The organism is Adhaeribacter terreus (genome assembly GCF_042657365.1).
In the GTDB taxonomy this organism is placed as follows: Bacteria; Bacteroidota; Bacteroidia; order Cytophagales; family Hymenobacteraceae; genus Adhaeribacter_A; species Adhaeribacter_A terreus.
Genome location: NZ_JBHSKT010000008.1, coordinates 145935 through 169668 on the forward strand (window position 1 = coordinate 145935; position 23734 = coordinate 169668).

General features: G+C 45.0%; 19 protein-coding genes and 1 other RNA gene. 6 read left to right on the forward strand and 14 right to left on the reverse strand.

Annotated features, from left to right (window positions below):
- Positions 1–8: 8 nt before the first annotated feature.
- The 3 genes from hemL to guaA all read right to left on the reverse strand — a co-directional run bounded on the left by hemL (position 9) and on the right by guaA (position 5065).
- Positions 9–1319 (reverse strand): glutamate-1-semialdehyde 2,1-aminomutase, encoded by a 1311-nt coding sequence (gene hemL, locus ACFPIB_RS13980; RefSeq protein WP_378018082.1) that lies wholly within the window; start codon positions 1317–1319, stop codon positions 9–11.
- A gap of 22 nt (positions 1320–1341) precedes the next feature.
- On the reverse strand, positions 1342–3030 hold the full coding sequence (locus ACFPIB_RS13985) for an ABC transporter substrate-binding protein (protein ID WP_378018083.1): 1689 nt from the start codon (positions 3028–3030) through the stop codon (positions 1342–1344).
- A gap of 505 nt (positions 3031–3535) precedes the next feature.
- Complete coding sequence (gene guaA / locus ACFPIB_RS13990; RefSeq protein ID WP_378018084.1) at positions 3536–5065, reverse strand: glutamine-hydrolyzing GMP synthase; 1530 nt, start codon at positions 5063–5065, stop codon at positions 3536–3538.
- A gap of 258 nt (positions 5066–5323) precedes the next feature.
- On the opposite strand from guaA, the gene ffs reads away from it, so the two are divergent.
- The 5 genes from ffs (at position 5324) to ACFPIB_RS14015 (ending at position 8415) form a co-directional block, all read left to right on the forward strand.
- Positions 5324–5418, forward strand: an RNA gene (ffs, locus tag ACFPIB_RS13995) — signal recognition particle sRNA small type.
- A gap of 113 nt (positions 5419–5531) precedes the next feature.
- Positions 5532–6188, forward strand: a complete 657-nt coding sequence (gene fsa, locus ACFPIB_RS14000) for a fructose-6-phosphate aldolase (RefSeq protein WP_378018085.1) — start codon at positions 5532–5534, stop codon at positions 6186–6188.
- Positions 6189–6292: 104 nt separating this feature from the next.
- Entirely contained in the window at positions 6293–6496 is a 204-nt protein-coding gene (locus tag ACFPIB_RS14005; protein ID WP_378018086.1) for a fructose-6-phosphate aldolase, read from the forward strand.
- 313 nt (positions 6497–6809) lie between these two features.
- On the forward strand, positions 6810–7526 hold the full coding sequence (locus ACFPIB_RS14010) for a cell division ATP-binding protein FtsE (protein WP_378018087.1): 717 nt from the start codon (positions 6810–6812) through the stop codon (positions 7524–7526).
- Positions 7516–8415 (forward strand): glycosyltransferase family 2 protein, encoded by a 900-nt coding sequence (locus ACFPIB_RS14015; protein WP_378018088.1) that lies wholly within the window; start codon positions 7516–7518, stop codon positions 8413–8415. The genes ACFPIB_RS14010 and ACFPIB_RS14015 overlap by 11 nt, the downstream gene beginning before the upstream one ends.
- Before the next feature lie 78 nt (positions 8416–8493).
- Here the strand turns inward: ACFPIB_RS14015 and ACFPIB_RS14020 are convergent, their stop codons facing one another.
- From ACFPIB_RS14020 to pseB, 11 genes are all read right to left on the reverse strand, one after another.
- Positions 8494–9360, reverse strand: coding sequence for a DUF6565 domain-containing protein (locus ACFPIB_RS14020; RefSeq protein ID WP_378018089.1), 867 nt, complete (start codon positions 9358–9360; stop codon positions 8494–8496).
- Positions 9361–9543: 183 nt separating this feature from the next.
- Complete coding sequence (locus ACFPIB_RS14025; RefSeq protein WP_378018090.1) at positions 9544–11022, reverse strand: lipopolysaccharide biosynthesis protein; 1479 nt, start codon at positions 11020–11022, stop codon at positions 9544–9546.
- A 115-nt stretch (positions 11023–11137) separates the two neighbouring features.
- Positions 11138–12463, reverse strand: coding sequence for a DUF7033 domain-containing protein (locus ACFPIB_RS14030; protein WP_378018091.1), 1326 nt, complete (start codon positions 12461–12463; stop codon positions 11138–11140).
- 11 nt (positions 12464–12474) lie between these two features.
- Positions 12475–13773 (reverse strand): hypothetical protein, encoded by a 1299-nt coding sequence (locus ACFPIB_RS14035; RefSeq protein ID WP_378018092.1) that lies wholly within the window; start codon positions 13771–13773, stop codon positions 12475–12477.
- Positions 13774–13776: 3 nt separating this feature from the next.
- Complete coding sequence (gene pseI, locus ACFPIB_RS14040; protein WP_378018093.1) at positions 13777–14817, reverse strand: pseudaminic acid synthase; 1041 nt, start codon at positions 14815–14817, stop codon at positions 13777–13779.
- Positions 14818–14904: 87 nt separating this feature from the next.
- The gene (gene pseG / locus ACFPIB_RS14045; RefSeq protein ID WP_378018094.1) at positions 14905–16374 is read right to left on the reverse strand and encodes a UDP-2,4-diacetamido-2,4,6-trideoxy-beta-L-altropyranose hydrolase; all 1470 of its coding nucleotides are present in this window, start codon (positions 16372–16374) and stop codon (positions 14905–14907) included.
- Positions 16364–18148 (reverse strand): cytidylyltransferase domain-containing protein, encoded by a 1785-nt coding sequence (locus ACFPIB_RS14050; RefSeq protein WP_378018095.1) that lies wholly within the window; start codon positions 18146–18148, stop codon positions 16364–16366. The genes pseG and ACFPIB_RS14050 overlap by 11 nt, the downstream gene beginning before the upstream one ends.
- Before the next feature lie 43 nt (positions 18149–18191).
- Positions 18192–18968, reverse strand: coding sequence for an SDR family NAD(P)-dependent oxidoreductase (locus ACFPIB_RS14055; RefSeq protein ID WP_378018096.1), 777 nt, complete (start codon positions 18966–18968; stop codon positions 18192–18194).
- 200 nt (positions 18969–19168) lie between these two features.
- Positions 19169–20047 carry an aldo/keto reductase gene (locus tag ACFPIB_RS14060; protein WP_378018097.1) on the reverse strand — a complete coding sequence of 293 codons (879 nt, stop codon included), beginning with the start codon at positions 20045–20047 and terminating at the stop codon, positions 19169–19171.
- Positions 20040–21221 (reverse strand): UDP-4-amino-4,6-dideoxy-N-acetyl-beta-L-altrosamine transaminase, encoded by a 1182-nt coding sequence (gene pseC, locus ACFPIB_RS14065; RefSeq protein WP_378018098.1) that lies wholly within the window; start codon positions 21219–21221, stop codon positions 20040–20042. The genes ACFPIB_RS14060 and pseC overlap by 8 nt, the downstream gene beginning before the upstream one ends.
- A gap of 135 nt (positions 21222–21356) precedes the next feature.
- Positions 21357–22376, reverse strand: coding sequence for a UDP-N-acetylglucosamine 4,6-dehydratase (inverting) (pseB, locus tag ACFPIB_RS14070; protein ID WP_378018099.1), 1020 nt, complete (start codon positions 22374–22376; stop codon positions 21357–21359).
- A gap of 182 nt (positions 22377–22558) precedes the next feature.
- Here pseB and ACFPIB_RS14075 point away from each other — a divergent pair, with 182 nt between their 5' ends.
- On the forward strand, positions 22559–23659 hold the full coding sequence (locus tag ACFPIB_RS14075) for a glycosyltransferase family 61 protein (protein WP_378018100.1): 1101 nt from the start codon (positions 22559–22561) through the stop codon (positions 23657–23659).
- The last annotated feature ends 75 nt before the right edge of the window (positions 23660–23734 follow it).

Here is a 23734-nt window from a genome sequence, read left to right on the forward strand (position 1 = left end):
AGTGAAAATTAATTCTTTCCACACACTTCGGCCAAAGCAGCTTTATTTGCCGCCAGATATTTGTCAGCAACTTCGTCGGTTATGGCAGTAGAAACGAACAACGTTTCATATTGCGACGGCGCGAGGTAAACGCCTTTCTGCAACATGCTGTTAAAATATTTGCCGAAAAGTTGCAGATCAGAAGTTTTAGCCGAAGTGAAATCGGTAACAGGTTGTTCCGTAAAGAAGATCCCGAACATAGAGCCAACCTGGTTAATGGTGTAGTTCAAACCAAGTTCCTGCATGTTTGCTTTCATGCCGTTCACCATTTTATCGGAAATGCGGTTCAGTTCAGGGTAAAGCGTGGCTGCATTATCGTTCAGGTGGCGCAGCATTGCCAGACCAGCCGCCATGGCCAGCGGATTGCCGCTCAAGGTTCCAGCCTGGTAAACCGGACCGGCCGGCGCTACGAAATCCATAATTTCCTTGCGTCCGCCATAAGCACCAACCGGCATGCCGCCACCAATAATTTTACCCATGGTGGTCATATCCGGCATCACGTTGTATAATTCCTGCGCACCGCCTTTGCTTAACCGGAAACCGGTCATCACTTCGTCGAAGATCAGCACAATACCTTCTTTGGTACACAGGTCGCGCAAACCTTGAAGAAAACCTTCGGCCGGAGGAACCAGGCCCATATTGCCTACTACCGGCTCAATAATTATAGCTGCAACCTGGTTTTTCGCTGCATCTACCGCCGTTTTTAACGCTTCCAGATCGTTGAAAGCTACCGTAATCGTATCTTGCGCTACGCCTTTGGTTACGCCGGGGCTATCCGGAACGCCTAAAGTGATCGCGCCGCTTCCAGCTGAAATTAAAAACGAATCGCCGTGGCCATGATAGCAACCTTCAAACTTGATGATCTTATCGCGGCCGGTAAAACCACGTGCCACACGAATTGCCGACATGGTAGCTTCTGTACCGGAGTTAACCATGCGCACCTTTTCAACCGAAGGCATCATTTCGATGATCAGTTCCGCCATTTCTACTTCGCGACGGGTTGGCGCACCAAAAGAAAAAGAATGCTGCAAAGCATCGGCAATGGCTTTCTGAATAAATTCCGGCGCATGACCTAAGATCATCGGGCCCCAGGAATTGATCATGTCGATGTACTGGTTATTGTCTTCGTCGGTCAGGTAAGCGCCTTTGGCCGATTTCATGAAGATCGGGTGGCCGCCAACCGCTTTAAAAGCCCGCACCGGGGAATTTACACCGCCGGGGATCAGGTTTTGTGCGCGTTGAAACAAAGAATCGGAAGTAGAAATGCTATGGTTTTGCATGGGAAAAGTCGTTATAAATAATTTATTTAATTACCGGATTCATCAGCATCAGCTGTTTGTTTTCCAGTTTTAAGATCGGAACAAATTGGTTATCGCGGCCCGTGGCGTGATTAAATGCCGGGAATAAGGTGCCGGAAACGGTATTGGTTTGCGGTAAAAAAGTCTCGAAATCAGGGCCGTAAGCATTCAGCAATGAACCATAACGGAACAACATTTCGAAACCGGCATAGGCGTAATGCGAAGGCGGAACATTATACGTGGACGTAAATTTCCGGCGGAACTGGCGTACCGATGCATTCTTCAGATCGGCGTATTTCGGGTAAATAAAGTAAAGTTCTGTCTCGTCGAGCTGGGCAATAGAAAGCTGCGGCATTTCGAGCCAGGTTTCTTTGGTAATTACCGGCAGTTTCGGGTTCTGGCTTTGAACCTGGCTCACCGTGGCAACGGCGGCCGGCAGATTATCTGAAACCACCAGCAAATGCCCGAAAGTTTTCAGATCCACATTCTTGTAGATCGCCATCACATTCGGGCTTTTCTTCGTGTTTATTTTCTTGAAAAGTTTCACTTTACCGCCGCGCAGTTCAAATTGCTTGCTGTAAGCGCGGGCAAAAATGGTATCGTCTTTAACATTTTCAAAAATAATGGCCGCGGTTTTATCGGGGAAATTATCGTAGGCAAAATCGGCGGCTCGCTGCGCTCGGGTTATAACCGAAGATTCGAACATAAAAAGATTCGGGCTGCCATTTATTACTTCCAGATCTTCCGATAGCGGGTTTATCACGTTTAAATGGTTAGTATTCGCAAAAGCAGCCGTTTGTTTGGCGGAAGCTTTATAGACCGGGCCAATTACCAGATCCATGGTTTTTAATTCCGGCAACCGGAAAATTTTACCAACTTCGGTAGTATCGGTACCGGCTTCGTAAGAAAATACGTTGAGCTTCACATTATTTTTCAGCAACGAATCCTGCGCCAGTTTCATGCCGGCATAAAGATCGGCCGCGAACTGGTTTTTACGTTTCGAAGCGGCATCGGCATTCAACGAAAAGGGTAGCAGTACCGCCACATTATATTCCGTTTTTTTGCCACCAGCCTTCATTTTCTCCGGGTTATAAACCGAAGTATCTAATTTGAATTTCCTTACGATATTTTCCAGCGTACCCTGATCTTCGGGCGCGTACCAGCCCGAAACCAATTTATCGGCGTAGGCTTTTGCCAGAACTTTATCGTCGGGGAATTGCTGCAGCAGGTTTTTGAAACGGTTTTTATCGCCCAGCGAAAGGAGATAAGATCGTTCCAGGTTTTGCGCATCGGTTTTAATGAAATCAGATTCTACCACCTGCAAATTCCGGATGGCGCTTTCATAATCCTGCTGGTCGAAATCTAATTTGGCAAGCAGATAATACGCTTCCTCAATGTTGCCCCAGTCGGGTGCGGTGCGAGTGAGCTGCTGCAACATGTTGTAGGCTTCCAGAATTTTATTGGCTTTTACAGCAGCCACGGCATATAAATAACTGGCTTCAGCGGCCCGCGGGTTACCCGAAGCTACGTTGCTAAGCGGCAGAAACTCGGCCATAGCCAGCGAATATTTTTTCTGGTCCAGCAAAGCGCGGCCGTTCTGATAGCGGGTATCCTGCTCCGGCGTTTGCGCCAGCGCCTGAAAACTCATTGCCGTCAGACCTAAAACAACTGTTGAAAACCGTATCTTCTTCATCCCAAAAACTAAAAATGTTGTGCTTCTTTTAAAATGGACTATTAAAAACTGTACCATTTTAAACGCGCTAATCCGGGCAAAATTAACAAATTAATTTAACCCGGATCACCTGAAAACGCTATGCTTTCTATGCTAAAAACTCAAAGCTTTAACCTGAGATCTTGCAACCAAGAAAAAAGTCCCCCTTCGGAGGGGGTTGGGGGAGGACAGGAGAATTATCGGATTTTTATTTGATCAAATAATTTAAAAATCCTCTCTCAACCCCCTCCAAAGGAAGGGTCATTTCATTCTAAGAGTAAAAATGCTTTTTCGGATATTTTTTATCCGAAAACCACCTGTAGCGGATTTATTAATCCGCGTGATTGGGGATTTGAGCGGCAAACTCGGGTCAATAGACCCGCCACAGTTCGCTTCCGGATCAATATATCCGAAAGAGCCCCATTATTTTAGAATGAAACGGCCCTACCACCAAAGGGGGACAAAAAAATCTAAATGGTGGTTTAAATTATTCCCACTCAATAGTAGCCGGTGGTTTGGAGCTGATGTCGTAAACCACGCGGTTCACACCTTTCACTTTATTAATGATCTCGTTCGAAACATCGGCCAGGAATTCGTAAGGCAAATGCGCCCAGTCGGCGGTCATACCATCTACAGAAGTAACTGCGCGCAAAGCAACTACGCGTTCATACGTTCTTTCGTCGCCCATAACGCCTACGCTTTGTACCGGCAGCAACATGGCGCCCGCCTGCCATACTTCATTATACAAGCCTGATTTTTTCAGGTTTGAAATAAAGATGTGATCCACTTCCTGCAAGATCGCTACTTTTTCCGGCGTAATATCACCCAGAATACGAATGGCTAAACCCGGACCCGGGAATGGGTGACGGTTCAGGATATTTTCGTCTAAATGCAGCGTTTTACCTACTAAACGAACTTCGTCTTTAAACAAGGTTTTGAGCGGCTCCACTACTTTTAGTTTCATGAAATCCGGCAGGCCGCCCACGTTGTGGTGCGATTTAATAGTCGCCGAAGGACCTTTTACCGAAACCGATTCGATCACGTCCGGGTAAATAGTGCCTTGCGCAAGCCACTTGGCGTTTTCTACCAAATGCGATTCCGCATCGAACACATCAACGAACACTTTGCCGATAGCTTTGCGTTTGGCTTCCGGATCAGTAAGGCCGTTCAGAGCGTCGTAAAAACGTTGTTTGGCATCTACACCTTTCACGTTCAGGCCCATGTGTTTGTAGCTTTCCAGCACGCTTTCAAATTCGTCTTTCCGCAGTAAGCCGTTGTCTACAAAAATGCAGTACAGATTTTGACCTATTGCCTGGTGAATAAGCATGGCTGCCACGCTGGAATCTACGCCGCCGCTCAATCCTAAAATTACTTTATCGTCGCCGATCTGTTTTTTCAGGTCATCTACGGTGGTTTGCACGAACTGGTCCGGAGTCCAGTCTTGTGAGCAACCGCAGATATGAACTACGAAGTTTCTTAAAAGGGTTTTGCCTTCTGTAGAATGGGTTACTTCCGGGTGGAACTGGATGCCGTAGGTATCTTCGTTTTGTACTTTATAAGCCGCTACGCGCACGTTTTCGGTAGAGGCCAGCACTTCAAAATTATCGGGAATTTCCTTGATCGTATCGCCGTGGCTCATCCAGACCGTAGAACCGATGGTAATTTCCTTCATCAGTTTATCGGAGCCGTGCACTTCGGAAAGTTTGGCACGACCGTATTCACGGATGGTGGAAGGCAGTACTTCGCCGCCGTTTTCGTGAGCCAAAAGCTGCGCCCCGTAGCAAACGCCTAAAACCGGCATTTTACCAATTACATTGCCTAAATACGGGTTCGGGTGATCGGCATCGCGCACCGAGCAGGGGCTGCCGGAAAGAATGACGCCTTTTACATTGGCCGTGATAGGCGGCATTTTGTTGTACGGATGGATCTCGCAGTAAACGTTGAGTTCGCGGACGCGGCGGGCAATGAGCTGGGTGTATTGCGAGCCGAAATCGAGGATTAGAATTTTTTCTGGCATGCGCAAAGGTAATAGATGTGTGCGGTTTTTGCCAAAAGTAGTCTAATGTTTTATTATTATTAATGTGTAGAGACGTTGCATTGCAACGTCTCTACGGTTTGGTTTAAAATTTATAAGATCCTACACGTTTTGCTTGTATTGTAATAATAATTTCTAAACCCATTCATTCTTAACGCCTTGCATGAAATCGTGCTTTTTTCTTACAAAATCCTACCGTTTTTCTTGCATTTCAATTAAAAGTTAGCGTATCTTTGCAACGGCAAATCGGAACGACCAGCTCCTGCTGAACTCCCCCAGGACCGGAAGGTAGCAAGGGTAGGCGGTTGTAGCGGTGCGATTCTCGGTTTGCCACTTTTTTTTGCCCCTTCCATAGCGTTTTCCTCGCGCAAATTCTTTCCTTTTTCTGCCGTTTTCCTGAAATTAAACCGTAGCTTTGCGGCCGGAAAAACCATTCATTTTCAATCTTATGAAATTTTTTGTTGATACCGCAAACCTGAACGAGATCCGCGAAGCTCATGATCTGGGCGTACTCGATGGCGTAACCACCAACCCAAGCCTGATGGCTAAAGAAGGCATTGCTGGTTACGATGCTGTAATGGCTCACTACAAAGCGATCTGCGAAATTGTGGACGGCGACATCAGTGCGGAAGTAATTGCTACTGATTACGAAGGCATGATCAATGAAGGCGAAAACCTGGCGCAACTTCACCCGAACATCGTGGTAAAAGTACCTATGACGAAAGATGGCGTAAAAGCGATCCGTTATTTCAGCCAGAAAGGTATCAAAACGAACTGCACGTTAGTATTCTCGGCTGGTCAGGCGTTATTAGCTGCTAAAGCTGGTGCTACTTACGTTTCTCCGTTTGTGGGCCGTTTAGACGATATTGCTACCGACGGTATGCAACTGATCGAGCAGATTGTAGCGATCTATGCCAACTACGGTTACCAGACCCAGGTTTTAGCCGCATCAGTTCGCCACGTAATGCACTTAATTCAGTGCGCAGAAATCGGCGCTGACGTAGTAACCTGCCCGCTGAACGTAATTACCTCATTGCTGAACCACCCGCTAACGGATTCTGGTTTAGCCAAATTCCTGGCCGACCACAAAAAAGTAAACGCTTAAGGTGCAGCCTTAATTAGAAATTAAAAATTAGAAATGATTTTTTACTTTCCTGAAATTTTCCGGCGTTTCTGAGAATTTCTAATTTTTAATTCATAATTGAAGTTATGTATATCATCAAAGTAAAAGGAAAGGCTAAAATTCCGGATTATATTCAGTTGCGCGACGACCATTTTGTGCTGATCGCGTATTTCCGGGCCGACAGGCCACTTAAAAACCTGGACCGCTACGGGCTGGATGGAAAGGAAGAAGCTTTAGCCGCTTTGATCGAGAGTTTGAGTTTTGGTAAATTACAGAAGCTGGAATTGTAATTTATTATAATGCTTACCTATTAAATGCGAAGATCGGTTTTCCGGTTTTCGCATTTTTTTTGAAGCTGGATCGGTAGGAGAGCCTTGTTAGTTCCGGCAAAAATTAGCAGCACTTTTTAAAGCTGAAAGCATAGCATTTTTCGGGCTTTAAATTCATTTTTCGTTCCGTTTAAAGAATGCATTTTGTTGTTAGCATGGAGCTGGTGCACTTTTACTTTTTGTTTTTGTATTTTTGCAATAAAGTTGAACCGAATTCCTTACCTGAAATACAAATTTTATATCTTCACATTTCCAAAGTTTTTAATATTTTTTGATGAGCAACGAATTTTCAGCGATCCCGGTAGTAAGTCTGCGCGACGTAATGGTAATGCAGGACGTACAGACAGTGCTGGAAAAAGTATCGTTTGAAATTGAAAAGGGTGAGTTTGTTTACCTGGTAGGTCGTACCGGCAGCGGTAAAAGCTCGTTGCTGAAAACGCTCTATGCCGATCTTCCGTTGGCGGCCGGACAAATGAGCGTGGCGGGTTATAATCTTCAGAAACTTGCCCGCAACAAAGTGCCTTATTTAAGAAGAAAAGTAGGCATCGTTTTTCAGGATTTCCAGTTGCTTTTCGATAGAAGCGTTTCCGAGAATCTTTCTTTTGTATTAAAAGCTACCGGTTGGAAAGATAAAAAGAAGATTAAGCAGCGCATTTCGGATGTTTTGATGCGCGTTGGCTTGGATGCTGCGGCCAATAAAATGCCACACCAGCTTTCGGGCGGCGAGCAGCAGCGCATTGTAATTGCCCGCGCTTTGCTAAATGAGCCCATAATTCTGTTTGCCGATGAACCAACCGGTAACCTCGACCCGGAAGTTACGCGCGGCATTCTGAAATTATTCCAGGAAATAAACAGTTCGGGCACCGCCGTTTTAATGGCAACGCATAATTACGAACTGATCAACGAAAATCCGCAGCGCATTCTGAAATGCGAAAACGGCCGTATCCACGATTCTGCGAAGGAAAATTTTACGATCGGGAATGGTTTCTGAGTTATCCGTTCTTATACCGATCTATAACCAGGATGTAACCAGACTGGTGCAAAGCCTGCTGGAGCAATGCCGCAACCTTACCAGTCGTTTCGAAATTCTGCTTTATGATGATGCTTCGGAAGAAAAATTCCGGTATAAGCACCGTTTTCTGAACGAAGAACCCGAGATCCGTTACGTGGAAATGCGCAAAAATGTAGGCCGCGCCGCGATCCGGAATTGCCTGGCGCAGGATGCTAATTACCGTTACCTGCTTTTCCTGGATAACGACAGCGCTTTGCCCGATGAAGATTTTGTGAAACGTTACTGGGAATGTCCGGAAGAAGCCGATGTGATTATTGGCGGCACGGTTTACGAACCGGAAGCGCCTTCGGATATGTATATGCTGCGCTGGCACTACGGAAAATTGAGGGAAGAAAAGAAAGCCGCGCTTCGTAACAAAAATCCGTACCGGAGCCTGACGCTGAATAATATGCTGATCAGGAAAGAAGTTTATCTAAAGCACCAGCTTAATACCGATCTTTTAGGTTACGGCCACGAGGATACGAAATTTGGCTGGGAACTTGAAAAGGCTGCCGTTTCTGTAAAACACATCAATAACCCGGTAATTCACATGGGGCTGGAGCCGGCCGTAGATTTTCTCAGAAAAACGCGGCAAGCCATAAAAAACCTGTACCAGCTTTACCAAACCCAACCAAATATTTCGGATAGCAAACTGATAAAAAGCTATGAATTGCTGCGAAAAACGGGCATGGCAAAAGCCTTTTTACTGGCTTTCCGGCCGATGCGCGGCATGATGCTGCAAAACCTGCGTTCACCTAATCCGAATTTAAAATATTTCGATCTGTATAAATTGTATTTGTTTACGAGTCAGGCGCTTGGGAAAAGTTAATTTTCTGTATTTGAAATCATAAAAAAAACTCCGGCCCATTTCTGAGCCGGAGTTTTTTGCTTTAAAAACATACCGTTTTTATTTACGATCTTTGGTGCCGTCTACTTTATCTTCGGCCTTTTTGTAAGTGTCTTTAATAGCGGAACCGGTTTTGCTGGCAGCGTTGCCTACTTTAGAACCACCTTCTTTGGCTGCATCGCCGGTTTTTTCGGCTCCGGTTTTTACGCCTTCTTTTACGTTAGAACCAACTTTCTCAGCGGTGTTTCCGGTTTTGCTGGCTGCTTTCATGGCCTGGTACTTGGTTTTGGCCTTGCCGATCTCGTATTTATCTTTAGCCGAAAGCTGTTCCTGAATGGCGTTTTTTCGGTCGTCCAGATCGCTCCACATGGCGTCTACAACCTGCCAGTCGGCATTGGTGTAAGTTTCTTTATTCTCCTGTACTTTGGCTACAAAATTCTCGTAAGCTGCCCGGATATTTGCCGGCGTTAAGGCATTCAGATCCTCGGCTTTTTCCGGAGTGGTTAAGTACACCGGACGGAGAGAATCGGCTTTTCCGTAAGAAGCGTACGTAGCGCGGCGGGTTTGCCAGCTGGTATTGTAACGGGTTTTCATTTCCTCGATCTCCGCGCGGCGGGCATCGTCATAATATTTGGCATTTTTATCGAGGGCGGCTACGCGTTCGTTGTAGGCTTCTTCGCGGTCAGAAATTTCTTCAGTCCAGTCGCGGTCGCTGTCGTACACGTAAGCCGTATCGCGTTCTTTTTCGTCTATCCAGTTTTTGAAATTATTGTAAGCTTCTTCGCTTTCATTTTTAATTTCGGTACCGGTATTTTCTACAGTTGTTTCGGTTTCTACGCGTTCAGATTTAGAACAAGCAGTACTTCCGAAGATCAGTCCGGCGGTTACGAGCAGTGCAAAAGCCTGGCCCTGAAAATTACGTTTCATAGTTCTTTCGTTAAGTTAAATTGTAAAATCCTGATATTTCAGAATTGGGGTTTGTAACGAAAGTTGAAAGGCTTTGTTTCAGAATGGAAATAAAAAGAGTACAATTATGCAGCTTCCGAACCTATTAAAACTAGAGTTTTCAGGCCGAAAATGGTAGCGTTTTCGGCTCGAAAACTACTATTATTAACGGATGCGTTTCAGCAGGTTTTTCCAGAAATTGGCTGCATCCGGAGAGGCATTCGATACCAGAATTAATATGCCGTAAAGCATGGAAATGAAAGCAGAGCGAACCGCAATGTCAAGGAAATTATTCGGGAGTACCGGAATCAATTCGGAAACGCCAAATACCAACGCTGCAATGGCTACAATGGTTAAAGAGCGCCATACAAAAGGCTGCATGTTAAAATGATACCACACAAAAAGCAGCCGCGCCAGGTTAATGGAAACGATGGCCAGCATAGAAGCAAAAGCCGCCCCGTTTATACCATAAAGCGGAATGAAAATATAATTGGTGCCAATGGTAATAATAGCCAGTAAAGCATTGAAAAACAGATCGTAGCGGAATTTGTCGGAAGTAAGCAGAATCACGCCGTTCAGGCCGGTGGCAATATCGAAAAGGCGGGCCAGACCGAGGAAAAAGAAAACGTATTTACCTTCGTTATAAACCTTCGGCATGATGGCAAAAATATTATCAATATTCGCCCAGATTCCTATGAAAAGCAAGCTGCCTAAAACCAGGTTTATAGAAGTAACCCGCTGGTAAAGCGATTTTAAAGCCGGCAAATTATGATCGCGCCAATAATCGGAAACCTGCGGCACCACGATCTTCAGAATAGATTGCGCCGGAATGCGAATGGTGCTGGTAACGAAATTCGCCGTCATGAAAATACCTACCGCATCGAGCGTGAGGTAATTCAGGATCATGAGCGAATCGATGTTGTTGATGATCACTGAAGAAATGTTGCCGATAAAAGAGAACATGCCGTAACCCAGCACTTCTTTAAACGGCCGCACCTTAAAAGCCTGAAAATTCGGGCGGATAAAGAATTGTTTCAGGAAAATAATGTAAGCAGAAAGTACCAGAGCGATAGCGCAGTTTATACCGATGTACAGGTACACAAACGTTTCGAAATTGACCCAATTGAAGGCGTAAAGTGCCACCAGCACCGAGGTTAAAACCCGTAGCAAAAGATCCTGCACAAACGAAGAAACCACGGTTTTGTAAAGCGATTTCAGGTAGGCATCCTGCAGAATGTAAAGCAGTGTGAAAAAAGCCAGCAAAATAATATGGTTGTAATATTTGAGCAGTAGCGCGGCATCTTCGGCTTTGTAGTATTGCAACACCCAAGGCTTAAAAATAATAACCAGCAGCGTGAGGAGCAGAAAACCGGCCATGGGAATGAGCAGCAGCATGAAGAAGAAACCCTGGTGCTCCTGCTCTTTATTCCGGTAATAAGGAAAGAATTTAAAGGTCATGTTGGCGAAGCCCAGCGCGGAAAATTGCGCAAACATGGCCGACACCGAAATGAGTAACTTGGTAAGACCAACCTGATCGGGGGAAAGAAAGTTGGGCATCAGGTAGATCACGTTCACAAAACCCAGCACCATGCCAAGGTACGAAACAATGGTATTCTGAATGCCTTGTTTTTTAATTACACCCACGTATATTCTTTATTTTTTGAGGCACAAAAGTACACCAAATTTCCGGATCGGTTTTGTGGAACTTGTCGAAGAGATTAGTAATGTACTGCGATAATTCCTGTAGCACTAAAATGCTTTATTGCAGTTTTTCGGAAAATTGCTGGTATAACTGCGAGCCGGTTTTGAAATGCGACCCTTGTTTTTGTAATTCATTCAAAATATTCCCGAATGCGGTTAAACCGTTTTGCGTGTTGAGTTCAGAAAAGTTTTCGTTGTGCCAAAGCAAACCAAATACGCCGCCGAATTTCTTTATTTCCAGCAGCATAGGTTTTATGATTTCGGCTACTTTTTCCGGCGTAATCTGCAGGTAATTGGGGTGCCACAAGGTAGCATCCATCAGGTTAAGCGGAATTTCCAGAAAAGGGTAGGGTTTCAGGCTCGAAAAGTCGAAAAGCTGGAACGGAAAGCAATACGCATTACGGAAACCAAAATGTTCGGCAAAGCCCAGTGTGCTGTCGTAATTTATACCGGCTTCAACCAAAACCTGCGGCGTTTTCACCGGATCGAAACACAAATAATGAAAGCGGTTTCCGGAAACATTACTGCCAATTTTGGCCGCTTCATTTTTAAGTTGCAGGGTATTTTCTGAACTTCCGAAACTACCGTGTACCGCATTTTCAAAACCTTCGGCTTCCAGGAATTTTATCTGTTGCTGGTATTTGGGAGCCGTAAGATCGTAGTCGGCGTTGGGTTGGTTTTGGTATTTCCCTTTTTGAGCAAGCCAGAAAAACGTAGAAACACCACCGATTTTTTTTACTGTTTTCGCTACCGTTTTCAGATTGTTCCAATGATCTTGTCGCATCAATTTTTGCCAGCCAAGCTTCGGGATTTGCAGCAGATTGCCTTTTTTTAGTTGCTTTACCCCTTCAATTTTCCAGGCGCTTTCCAACCTGTCCACATCGTGCGAAAGAAAAGTCGTGAACTGGCTTTGCGGGTTTTGGAGTGAAATTCCATAGCCTTTTTCCAGTGCCGTTTTCAGAATATCGAAGTAATAATTTACTACCGGAATCGTAACGAATTGGTGCTGGAACTGCAAACTCGCTTTATAAGGGAAACGGCCGAAACGATCGCGTTCTAAGGAATGAATTTCCTGCCACCCGCTCAGAAAATAAAATGCAGCAGCAATTATATCGGCGTTAATGATTACCGTGTTCTCCGCTTCGGAAATTACTTCGGTTCGTTTGGTCTGAAAGAGAAATGGAATACGTTGTTCATGCCAGTTTTGCCAGCAAATATCTTTGGGAAATGGTAGATTTTTACTGAAAAAAGAAAGGCCGCAAGCCGAGATTTTTACCGCCGCATTTTCATTTTCACCGTAAGCCACGCGCAGGTTTTTTGCCTTCGGATAAAGGGAACAGAAGTGTGACCAGACGTATTTGAAAATGATTTCAGCGTTGAGCATGTGGGCAGTTTTTAAGCCGGAAAGGATAGCATTTTCTGCAGGAATTCCTGTAAGTATTGTACAGCTAATGCATCGCTTTTGCCTTCATTTTCGGTACCGATGGTGGCATTGTAATAAGCTGCTTTTTGGTAAACGTTTGGCTTGGTTTGCTGGTATTGCTGCACCAGCGCAAAAAGTGCTTCCAAAGTAGCAGCTTCGGTAATTAAACCGGTTTTCACGAAGCCATAATAATCATAAAAATTGCTGGCGCCAAAGCGGAAATAAATGCCCGGAATATTCAGCAAAGCTGCTTCGAGGTGAATGGAAGATTCGGCGGCAACAATTAGGTCCTGGTTTTTAAGAAATTCGAAAGCACCTTCACTTTTTGGGCTGGAAAACATAGCGTTTTGGCCGGTCTGTTGCACAAAACTAAAATCGCGGGCATCGCCGGGGTGCGGACGGAAAGTGAATTGAAGCTCCGGAAATTGCTTAACCAGTTGCAGAATGGTAGCTTTTAAAGCTTCGTAATTGTCCATTAGGTTACCGGCTATGCCAACTTTTTTTACCATAGTTTTAAAATTCCGGAACTGCATAAATTTATCGGCTTTCGGCATTCCGATCAGTTTTACTTTGCCCTGAACCGGGCCGCATTGCCGGTATTTATCCAGCGCATCCTGGCCTTCGAGCAAACTTAAACGGAATTCCAGCGGCGGAAAAGCGGTGCTTACCGTGGCGTGCTGAATGTAAACAGTGGGAATGTTCAACTTATTAGCTGCCAGAAGCATAGCCCGCGAATCGTCGTTGTGATCGTTGGCAAAAACGATGGCTTTTGGCTGGTACTTTTTAAGGTGTTTCAGATACGCTTCGTAGTAGCCAATGGAAATGAAAATCAGGTCGAAAAAACGAATGGCCTTGTTGCCGTGCTTTTTATATAGTCCGAAGAAAACCGGGAGAAAATAACGGGCCGTGTGCAGGAATTTCCAGCGCAGCGAAAGCCGGTTAACCTGTTTGTTGTAACGCCCGATCTGTTTGTTCTGACCCGCTACGAAAGCTGTGCCGGTTAGTTGATCTTTCAGGAAATGCAGGGCATCGTAATTGTTCTGACTTACAACGTACAACCAGGTTTTGCTGTGCAGGTCTTCATTTTTTTGTGAAAGGCTGAAAATATTCGGTATTAACCGGCCGAGCGTGTACAGGTTAATTTTAAGCAGCCGCTTCGGAAAACTGCCGGGTGAAATTTTATTCAGCGTGGCTGCCGGCATAGCTGCAAACGTCGGCTGGAACCGCAAATGCAATATATTGGCATAACGCTGAATAGTTTTCTCAAACATCCCTTACAGATTTTCCCAGGTAAGCGGCGTGCCGGCTTTCAGGTTTTGCTTGGCAGTTTTGCCCAACACTTGTTCCCAATAGCGCGGCGCCAGGCCATCGCCCGGACGGATCACTTTCAGGTTTTCTTTGGTAAATGCTTCGCCGGAGGCTACATCCTGAGCCACATAAATGGAGCGTTTGAATAAGCGGCTTTTGGTTTCGGCCTGCTGTATGCCGTATTGAATATGGCCCAACGCTAAAAATGCCCGTTCCGATTCCGTTACCAAAGCCGCCATTTCCTGTGGTTCCATGCTGAAAGCGGAATCTACGCCTCCATCCGCGCGACTTAACGTAAAATGTTTTTCGATAACACAGGCGCCTAAAGCTACCGCCGCTACACTGGCCCCGATGCCCATGGTATGATCTGAAAGGCCCACGGCACAGTTGAACATTTGCTGGAGATGCGGGATGGTGAGCAGATTTGTGTTTTCGGGCGTTGCCGGATAAGTGCTTGTGCATTTTAACAATACCAGATCCTGGCAACCGTTTTCGCGCAAAATCCTAACTGCTTCGTCAATTTCCGAAAGATTGGCAACGCCGGTACTCATGATCACAGGTTTACCGGTTTGCGCTACTTTTTTCAATAACGGCCAGTCGGTGTTTTCGAAGGAGGCAATTTTGTAAAGCGGAGCGTTTAGCGTTTCCAGAAAATCGACCGCCGTTTCATCGAAGGGCGAACTGAAGGCAATTAAACCCAGTTCTGCGGCGCGTTTGAAGATCGGTTCGTGCCAGTCCCAAGGTGTGTAAGCTTCCTGGTACAGATCGTAAAGTTCCCGGCCTTTCCAGAGCGAATTTTCATCCTGAATGGTATGCGCACCTTTCAGCGTCATAGTATCGGCGGTATAGGTTTGCAGTTTTATGGCGTGGGCCCCAGCTTTTGCGGCAGCTTCCACAATTTCCAAAGCGCGATCCAGGCTCTGGTTGTGGTTGCCCGACATTTCGGCAATGATGAAGGGTTTCTGGCCGTGACCGATGATATGGTTTCCGATTTGGAAGGAATTCATAAAGCAGTAAACCAGATTTTTGAAGCTGGCTTATTCAAAGTTAGGAAATATTTTGGGAAAGATTAAACAGGCAGCTCTTAAGCCGTTTTAAACCACTTTTGTAAATTTATAAGCCTGGTGTTTTTCTTCAATTCCCAGGTTTTCGAATTCCGCTTTTTCAAAAGCCTTTACCGATGGAATATTAACCGGCTGCACATAGCCAATGGCTTGCGTAACTTCCGGAAAATACTTTTTAAGTTCCTGTAAACCAAGTTGTAGCACGCGATGCCCCAAGCCTTTTCCCCGGAAAGTTGCCCCGATCTGGTAACTGATCAAAGCAGATCGGTTTTCTACATCGAAGCGGAGCAAAGCAACAGCTTCATCCTGAATTTCTGCCAGGAGCAGCAGGGAATTCGGACTATTCAGTTTATTGTTCAGCCAATTAATGTGGGTTTCGAATGGAATGGGTGCTGCATTAAAAGAAAACTGACGGACAACCGGATCGTTAGCCCAATCGAAAAGCAACCTAGCATCTGCTTCCGCAACTTTCCGGAAAGAAAGCTGTGCCTGTAAAGCAAGTTGCCGGAATAATTTACGCAGGTTTTCTTCCGCTTGTCCGTTGAAAATGGCGCGTTGTTGTTCTATGAGTTTTTGCGGTTGAAAGGCTACCGTTTTTTCGCTTAAAAAAACAGGAAGTTTTTCGGCTGGTAAAGCTAATTGTGCTGAAATTAAATAACTGTAAAGGTCTGATTGGTTTTCGGCAGTTTTCTCGATGTAAAGCATACCGTTTACCGCGCAATACTCATAGGCAACCGAACTAGCCGAGCAAACTGCTGCTTTGCAATATTGCATCAAAGCGCACATTTCTTCGGCGTTCAGGTTTTGGTGCCATTTTGCATAGCGTTTTCCGCTCATAAAATGCTGCAAGGTTTCTGCATGCAGATAAGCACTGCCGGTTACAATTTCGAGCTGTAGTTCCGGGATTAATTTATGGAGTTTCTGTGCGAAGTTTAGCGTATAGTTTTCCGGATCGGCGCCACCAAAACAGATCAGTATTCTAGTGACTTTTTCCGGCGTTTTAGCTACCGTTTTTTGGGCTTCGCGGAATGGTTTTCTGAGCAATGCGTATTCCGGGCCCAGGCAAAATTTGGTGTATGCCGCTGCCTCGTAATCTTCAGGTTTCACGCCGCCGGCAATATTAATAATAGCATCGGCAACAAAAGGACGGTCGTGCAAATCGTCGAGACAAACCAGAATATTGTTTTTTTGCTTTAGAATCTGTTGATATTCGGCAGGAAACTGGTACCCGTCCAGCACTATTATTTCCTGACCGGATAACGTTTCTACCAGGTTTTGTGCTTCAGTAGAAAGTTCTTCATTTTGATTTTCGGGCAGGCATAGAATTTCCTGGCACACCGTTCTGATCTGGGTTTGTAAAGCTTCAGAAGGTTCCTGAATAGCAAATGAACAGGAAAAATCTTCGCGTAACAATTCTGCCAAAGCCAGCGAACGCACCACGTGACCCAAACCGATCCGGCTATTGCCATCGGCACGAAAAATGATCTTATTACGATGCAAGTTCTGTGATTTTCGTTACTTTGTTCAGGGTTGCGATCAGTTCTGGGTCCGATTTGTATTTCTGCTGAATGTTATGGTTTAGTTTAGCTACTTCCGGGTTTTGATCGAGGAAATTAAATAGTGTTTTTAAGGCAAATGGTTGTTTGGTTTCCTGAAAATGCTTTTCTACCAGATTGAACATTTCGAGGTCTTCCTGAAAATCCAGGGTTAAGCGGTAATCGCGCACGAGTTCCGATGGCAATTCCACGAAATTCAGTTTGAAATGCTCCGCGTTATTCTGGAAATACCAGGTCATGTATTCTGAATAATCGGCGTTCGGGAAGAATTGTTTTACATATTTAAGCGCGGCCACGTTAATAATTTCGAGGTTTGTGCCCACCGCCGCATCTTTTCCAACAGTATAATCTGCCCCTGTTTCGAAATGCGACTTTAACAGGATCTGCAGAATTTCATTTGAAACGAAAGGCATATCGGCCGTTACCCGGATGATCACGTCGAGGTTGTATTTTTCGGCAACGCCCAGGTACCGCTGGATCACATCGTCAGGATGGCCGCGGAAAAATTTAACGTCCGAACGATAGGTATAATTTTCCAGCGGCGCATCCTGCTCTACCGTAGAGGTAGCCAGAATGGTGTGGTTTACCTGTTCCAGTTTCAGGCAGTTTTTAATGCAATATTCCACCGAAGTCAGCTCGCCGATTTTCAGCAACGCTTTGGAAGTTAAGCGGGTTGATTTCAGGCGGCAGGCAATAACGGTTCCGATGGTAGCTTTCTTAAAATCTTCGGGCTGGAAAGTTGTTTCGGGTGCTTTTGCTACGGCCAATACATGCAGATTTTGCTGCAGCTTTTTGATCTGGTTCGCATTCATTCCCGTTTCGCCGCTGCGTTTAAAAACCAGATCCTGGTTTTCGCTTACCAAACTTCCAGCTGCTAATTGCTTGCTGGTCAGCGGGATCTGGATCGTTTTTTCCAGGTATTCGATTTCGCGCTGGTTGATGAATGACTTTTTCGTGAGATTTGCATAGCGTTTTTGTGCTTCCAGATACAACCGGTAATTGTCTACCGTCATGCTCGAAAAATGGTCGTATTCGGTCGGTAAGCTATCGTGCATAATGTGCTTTTCGATGAAATCTGCGCCAAGCATGGTAGCCATAACCGGCAGCCAGCGCGCATCTTCGTGCGTGCCGGCAATATGATCGGCAAAAACGATGCGGTTGCTGAAATACTCTTTTAAGGTTTGAAGCTTGCTGATCCCGGAATCCTGCAGCTCGGTAGGGTAGGCCTGAAACCCAACCTCCAGCAGCAATTCTTTCGGGTTTAAGCGCGAGGTAAATGTTTGAATAAATGCCTGAATTTCTTCGAGAGAATAAGCTGAAATATTGATGATCAGAAGCTTATTGGTCAGGTTCAGTTTTGCCAAAGCTTCCAGCACGATCTGGTTTTGCAACACAGATGCCTGGAGTTTAATACCAGTAACCAGTTCAAGGTTTTGCTCAATGATGCGAATGCCGTACAGGTCGAAAACGTCGATCCAGATTTCTTTTGTTTCTGCAGCTTTTGCCAGGATCTCGCGCCATTCATTTTCGGTGAAATGCAACTTTTCGTAGATCGGGTAGGCAGAGAAACTTTTGGTAGCAATTTCGTCGGCTTTTAAAGGCTGGAATTTCATGCCGTGATCGGTGGCAAATTCTTTGAATTGTTCGATCAGCGCAAGCAGATATTCTTTGCTGCCGCCGTGCGTATTGGCTACTTCTAAAATATTATATACACTCATGTAAGTCTTTCTTTTTGAATAAATCGGTAATGCGCAGCTTGATTTACCAGGCTGTCCAGCCGCCGTCTACCACTAAATTATGTCCGGTAATATAATCGGAAGCACTTGAACTTAGTAATACAAAAGCACCTTTCAGATCTTCGGGTTTGCCAATTCTGCCCAACGGATTCTTGGCTTTCAATTGGTTAACAAATGCTTCGTTTTGCTGCACGGTTTTGCTCGGGAACGGGCCTGGAGTTACGGCATTTACCTGAATGTTGTGCGGCCCTAAATAGCAGGCGTAATATTTGGTAAGTTGTACCACAGCAGCTTTGGCGGCCCCGTAATGCGGCGGATTCAGCGATTGCGGAGCTTCTTCGTAGATCTTAAAATCGGGCGAAACTAAACCATACATGGAAGAAACGTTGATGATCTTGCCATGATTTTGCGCTTTAAAATGCGGAATAATTTCGCGGATGCAGCGGTAAACCGAATTCAAACTTCCGTCAATTCCGAAAGCCCATTCTTCGTCGGTAATTTTTTCGGGGTGCTGTCCTTTGCTGTAAAAAGCGTTGTTGATGAGCACATCAAGGTGGCCTTCCAGGTTTATTATCTCGCCGAACGCTGCACGGATACTTTCAGAATCGGCCACGTCGCAGGGCTGAAAACGCAGATTTCCGGGTTTATCGAAAGCGGCTTCAAACTTTTCCTGCGAACGTCCGAGCACGTAAACTCTGGCGCCAAATTCTACCAGGCCTTCGCAAATGGCTTTGCCCAGGTAGCCGTAACCGCCGGTGATGGCTACCACTTTATCGGTTAAGGAAAAAATTGATTCAGCCATTTTTATAAGAGGAAAGATGAAGGATAAAAGTAGAAAGATTTTTGCGGACGTGAAAATCGGAAATTGTTTTCAGTAAGCTTGATCTTAGTCCCCCTGTGGAGGGGGTAGGGGGAGGAAATCGTTTCATGATCAATTAAAAAATCTGATACTGTGAAAATCCTCCCCCAACCCCTCCAAAGGGGACTAAAAACTTCGCGTTTCTATAATTTCCAGTTGAAAGGTAACAGAAACTCTTCTTTTTCCAGCGCAAACTTTTGCAATTCCGGATACAGTTTTTCGATTTGCGGCAGGTAGTTTATAAACGCAGCATTCTGTTCCAATTGCATGGCATTTTCTACGCCGATTACAATTTTGTCGATAGCCGAATTAAGAACTGCAAAACCGAGTAAAAGTAAATTTAATGAGATATTTTGCTTCTCGGCAAAGGCTTTTACAGCGGCAATTTGCGGAAGAATTTCCTGAAAATACGGACTGGTTTTTCCTGGTTCTAAAAAGAAAAGTCCCTGAAAAAAAACTGAGCGAGAATGTATTTCTACCCCGACTTTTTTGAGCTTTTTGAATACCGTTTCGAACCGCTGATCGAACAAACTGTAAGGCACCTGCACCAGATCGAAAGCAATATTTTTTTCAAGTAATTCTTCGGCCTGTTGCGGATAATAAAGCGAAAACCCGAGCTTCTGAATTTTGCCTTCAGCTTTCAGTTTTTGCAGCTCATTTAAAAGTTGCGGTTCCTGTTTCCAGGAATTGTAATCGTGAAATAAACAGCCATAAACCGACTTGCTTTGGAGTTTTTTGAGCGAATTTCCTACCGTTTTTTCAACCGAACCTTCTTTACCGGAAAGCTTGGTTATGATGTTGAAACTAGTTCCGGTTTTGGTTAATGCTTCACCTAAAACGGTTTCCGAATTTCCGTAAGCAGCGGCGGTATCGAGCGTTTCAATTCCGAGCGTTTGGGCTTTATTCAGCACTTCGCAAACGGTATCGAAACTGCTTTGTCCGGTCTGGTTGCTAATGCCATAATTCAGGCCGAATTGCGCGGTACCGAGGGCGATCTTTTTCAGGTAATTTATCTCAGGCATGTTGCAAAAACTCCTGCACGCTCGCAATTACATAATCCTGTTCTTCGTTTGTCAGGCTTGGGTACATTGGCAGGCTTAAGCACATTTCGTAATAAGCTTCGGCCAGTGGAAAATCGTCTTTTTTGAAACCCAGATCCTGGTAATACGGCATTAAATGCACCGGTATGTAATGCACCTGGGCGAAGATGTTTTTGGTGCGCAGAAAATCGTAAAGCTCTTTCCGTTTTTCAACCTGAATTACATAAAGGTGGTAGGCGTGAAAAACGTTATCTGAAATTGCCTCTTTATAAGCTGCCGGATTCAGGATCTTAAGATTTGAAGCGTTTTTGAAGGCAGCATCATAGCGTTTGGCAATTTCCTGGCGGCGCTGTAAACCTGCATCGGCTCGTTTTAACTGCGAAATTCCCAGCGCCGTAAGCATATCGGGCATCCGGTAATTATAGCCGAGTTCCTGCATTTCCATGTACCAGCCACCATGGTTTTCGTGCATTTTGGCCGGGTCGCGGGTTATACCGTGCGTGCGAAGTGTCAGCAGTTTTTCGTACAGTTCGGGGTTGTTGGTGGTAATCATGCCGCCTTCGCCGGTAGCAATGTGCTTTACCGGATGGAAGGAAAAGATGGCGAGATCGGCATAATTTCCGTTGCCGCACATTTGTTTTTCACCGTTAGAATCTATGAAATAACCGCCCGGCGCGTGACAAGCATCTTCGATGATCCACAAATCAAATTCATCAGCCAGTTTCCGGAATTCCTCTAAATTAACTGGCATGCCGGCAAAATCTACAGGAATCAGTCCGCTGTAATACCTTTTGGGCTGGCTTTCCAGTTTCTGACGCACTTTTGCAATATCCAGCAAACCGGTTTCCGGATCTATGTCAGCAAAATCTACAGTTCCGTCGCAATAACGCACGCAATTTGCAGAAGCAGCAAACGTAATAGGTGTGGTAATTACGCGGGAATTTTCATCAACACCTAAAGCAAGCGCGCACAAATGCAAAGCAGCCGTTCCGTTCGCTACTGCCACCGCATATTTCGCCCCTACATATGCTGCAAATTTCTGCTCAAATTCCAGAACCTTAGGGCCTTGCGTAAGGAAATCCGATTGCAAAGTTTCCACTACTGCATCAATGTCTTCCTGGGTGATGTGCTGCCGGCCGTAGGGAATGGGTTTCATTTTGATAGTGATTAGTGAAGAATGATTAGTGATTAGTTAGGAAGATAATGATTAGTGATTTTTGGATTGATTAATTATTTCTTGGGGTTTAGCAGTTTTTCTAAGACAAATTAACTAATCACTATTCACTAATCACTAGATAGTAAAGTTCGGATCTACGTGCAGGCGAATTTCTTCGCGGATCTGTTCCGGGGTAAGCCAGTCGTCGTTGGTGCCGGAGTTGTATTTGAAGCCGGGTTCCACCATTCTGCCTTTAAAATCTTCCATGTATTCTTTCGGCGACCAGCGCGGGGTAGTTGGCACGATCACGTAATATTTATCCAGTTCAATGGTGCTCAAAGAATCGGTTTCGGTGATCATTTCTTCGTGCAGTTTTTCACCCGGACGAATACCTACAATTTCCTGATCGCAGTTCGGGCCGATAGCAGTAGCAACGTCCGTGATTTTGTAAGAAGGAATTTTCGGTACAAATATTTCACCGCCCCAGGCATGTTCCAAAGCATGTAAAACCAGGTCAACGCCTTCTTCCAGCGAAATATTGAAGCGGGTCATATCCGGATGCGTGATCGGCAAAACGCCATCTTTGCGCTTGTCTATGAAAAAAGGAACCACAGATCCGCGCGAACCAATTACGTTGCCGTAACGCACTACCGAGAATTTCAGGTTGCGATGACCGATCATGTTATTGGCAGCTACAAATAATTTATCGGAGCAAAGTTTGGTAGCACCATAAAGGTTAATCGGTGCCGCGGCTTTGTCAGTAGAAAGGGCTACCACATCGGTTATACCGTTGTCCATAGCCGCATTAATTACGTTTTCTGCTCCGAAAATATTGGTTTTAATGCATTCCATCGGGTTGTACTCCGCCGCCGGTACTTGTTTCATAGCAGCAGCGTGCACAATAATATCGATGCCTTCGCAGGCGCGTTTCAGGCGTTCCGCATCGCGTACATCGCCAATAAAATAGCGGATAGCCTTATATTTGCTGTGCGGGAATTGCTGCGCCATTTCGTACTGTTTCAGTTCGTCGCGCGAATAAATTACCAATCGTTTTACCTCCGGGAATTTAGTAAGGATTGTTTCGACAAACTTTTTACCGAACGAGCCGGTGCCGCCCGTTACTAATATGGATTTCTGGTTAAGATTTAAGCTCATTTCTATTGGTTGGTGGCCGGAATCCGGGATTTTCTATTGCCAAAACGCTATGGTTCTGACCTCAGAAACTGCCCGTGCCGGATTAAGAGAGCAAGTTACTCAAAAACCTGAAAATTGAATAACAGGCCCGCATAAATTCCCTAATTTTACATTTTCAATTTCATCTATCAGAACAGGTTGCTATGGCTTTACTGCGAAAATCGGTCTTGAAAATACTTTCGGCGGTAAATTATTATTACCGTACCGTTTCGGTTTTCCATCATCCGGGTAAAAAAGTTTTTCGTGAGCCTGAAATGATAATTTTCCCGGAAAGCGAGCAGATTTTTTTAGAGCAATGCGCAGCTTCTTTTAATCATGAACCCGACTATTCGCGGGGAATGTGGCAGAAAGAAATTTCCATAACCACTTTAAAAAATGCTACACTTTTAGGCAATTCCGGAGCTTTAGTGCTGCACGAAAGGGTAGTGGTGGAATCCGTGCTGGATCAACGTCGGCTTTCTCTTTCTTCCGCCTGGCGTATGCCTGCATTTATGCTGAAAAAGCGAAAGAATGGGTTGTATGCTGCCATTTTTCATTTTCCATGGGCCGAAACCAGTAATTATCACTGGTTCTTCGATTGCCTGCCGCGTTTATATGTGCTGGGGAAAACCGTGAAAGAACCGCTTACGTTTATTGCCAACGCCAATATGCCGCAATTTCAGTACGACACTCTGAATTTCGTGCTTAAAAAATTTCCCCACATTGACGTGGCATACATAAGAAAAAATGAAAAATGGGAATGTGAAAATTTCCTGATGCCTTCTTTTGTAGCCAATAACGTAAGTGGTTATTTGCCCAAGGATATCAGCAGCTTTTTGCGGAATAAAATATTGAAAGGCTATCGGATCGAACCGAAAAACCCGACCCGGAAAATTTACATCAGCCGGAGCCGGGCTACCAAACGCCGCATAAAAAATGAAAAGGAATTACTGCTGGTTTTAGAGAAATTCGGTTTTGAAGTTGTTTACCCGGAACTACTGAGTTATCGTGAGCAGGTACAGTTATTTAATGAAAGCCGCGTAATTGCCGGACCACACGGTGCCGGTTTTACCAACACTTTTTTTGCCCAAAACGCTACCGTTTTAGAATTGCATCCTGCAACCGCTGTGAAGCCGCATTACTTTTTATTGAGCAAAGGGCTTGATTTTAATTACCACTATTTAATTGGCAGCGAGGCAGATGAAAAGCTGGATTTTGGGATTCCGGTGGCAGCGTTTGAGCGGAAATTGCAAGAATTAGTTTAAAAGAAAACCTCACAGTTTTCTGAAACCTGTGAGGTTTAAATATTATTGACTTTTTCTCCCCGAAACCCTACCATT

Bases quoted from the DNA above. Each gene is read 5' to 3' on its own strand.
- hemL (WP_378018082.1), bottom strand. From the start codon at position 1,319: ATGCAAAACCATAGCATTTCTACTTCCGATTCTTTGTTTCAACGCGCA.
- ACFPIB_RS13985 (WP_378018083.1), bottom strand. From the start codon at position 3,030: ATGAAGAAGATACGGTTTTCAACAGTTGTTTTAGGTCTGACGGCAATG.
- guaA (WP_378018084.1), bottom strand. From the start codon at position 5,065: ATGCCAGAAAAAATTCTAATCCTCGATTTCGGCTCGCAATACACCCAG.
- fsa (WP_378018085.1), top strand. From the start codon at position 5,532: ATGAAATTTTTTGTTGATACCGCAAACCTGAACGAGATCCGCGAAGCT.
- ACFPIB_RS14005 (WP_378018086.1), top strand. From the start codon at position 6,293: ATGTATATCATCAAAGTAAAAGGAAAGGCTAAAATTCCGGATTATATT.
- ACFPIB_RS14010 (WP_378018087.1), top strand. From the start codon at position 6,810: ATGAGCAACGAATTTTCAGCGATCCCGGTAGTAAGTCTGCGCGACGTA.
- ACFPIB_RS14015 (WP_378018088.1), top strand. From the start codon at position 7,516: ATGGTTTCTGAGTTATCCGTTCTTATACCGATCTATAACCAGGATGTA.
- ACFPIB_RS14020 (WP_378018089.1), bottom strand. From the start codon at position 9,360: ATGAAACGTAATTTTCAGGGCCAGGCTTTTGCACTGCTCGTAACCGCC.
- ACFPIB_RS14030 (WP_378018091.1), bottom strand. From the start codon at position 12,463: ATGCTCAACGCTGAAATCATTTTCAAATACGTCTGGTCACACTTCTGT.
- ACFPIB_RS14035 (WP_378018092.1), bottom strand. From the start codon at position 13,773: ATGTTTGAGAAAACTATTCAGCGTTATGCCAATATATTGCATTTGCGG.
- pseI (WP_378018093.1), bottom strand. From the start codon at position 14,817: ATGAATTCCTTCCAAATCGGAAACCATATCATCGGTCACGGCCAGAAA.
- ACFPIB_RS14050 (WP_378018095.1), bottom strand. From the start codon at position 18,148: ATGAGTGTATATAATATTTTAGAAGTAGCCAATACGCACGGCGGCAGC.
- ACFPIB_RS14055 (WP_378018096.1), bottom strand. From the start codon at position 18,968: ATGGCTGAATCAATTTTTTCCTTAACCGATAAAGTGGTAGCCATCACC.
- ACFPIB_RS14060 (WP_378018097.1), bottom strand. From the start codon at position 20,047: ATGCCTGAGATAAATTACCTGAAAAAGATCGCCCTCGGTACCGCGCAA.
- pseC (WP_378018098.1), bottom strand. From the start codon at position 21,221: ATGAAACCCATTCCCTACGGCCGGCAGCACATCACCCAGGAAGACATT.
- pseB (WP_378018099.1), bottom strand. From the start codon at position 22,376: ATGAGCTTAAATCTTAACCAGAAATCCATATTAGTAACGGGCGGCACC.
- ACFPIB_RS14075 (WP_378018100.1), top strand. From the start codon at position 22,559: ATGGCTTTACTGCGAAAATCGGTCTTGAAAATACTTTCGGCGGTAAAT.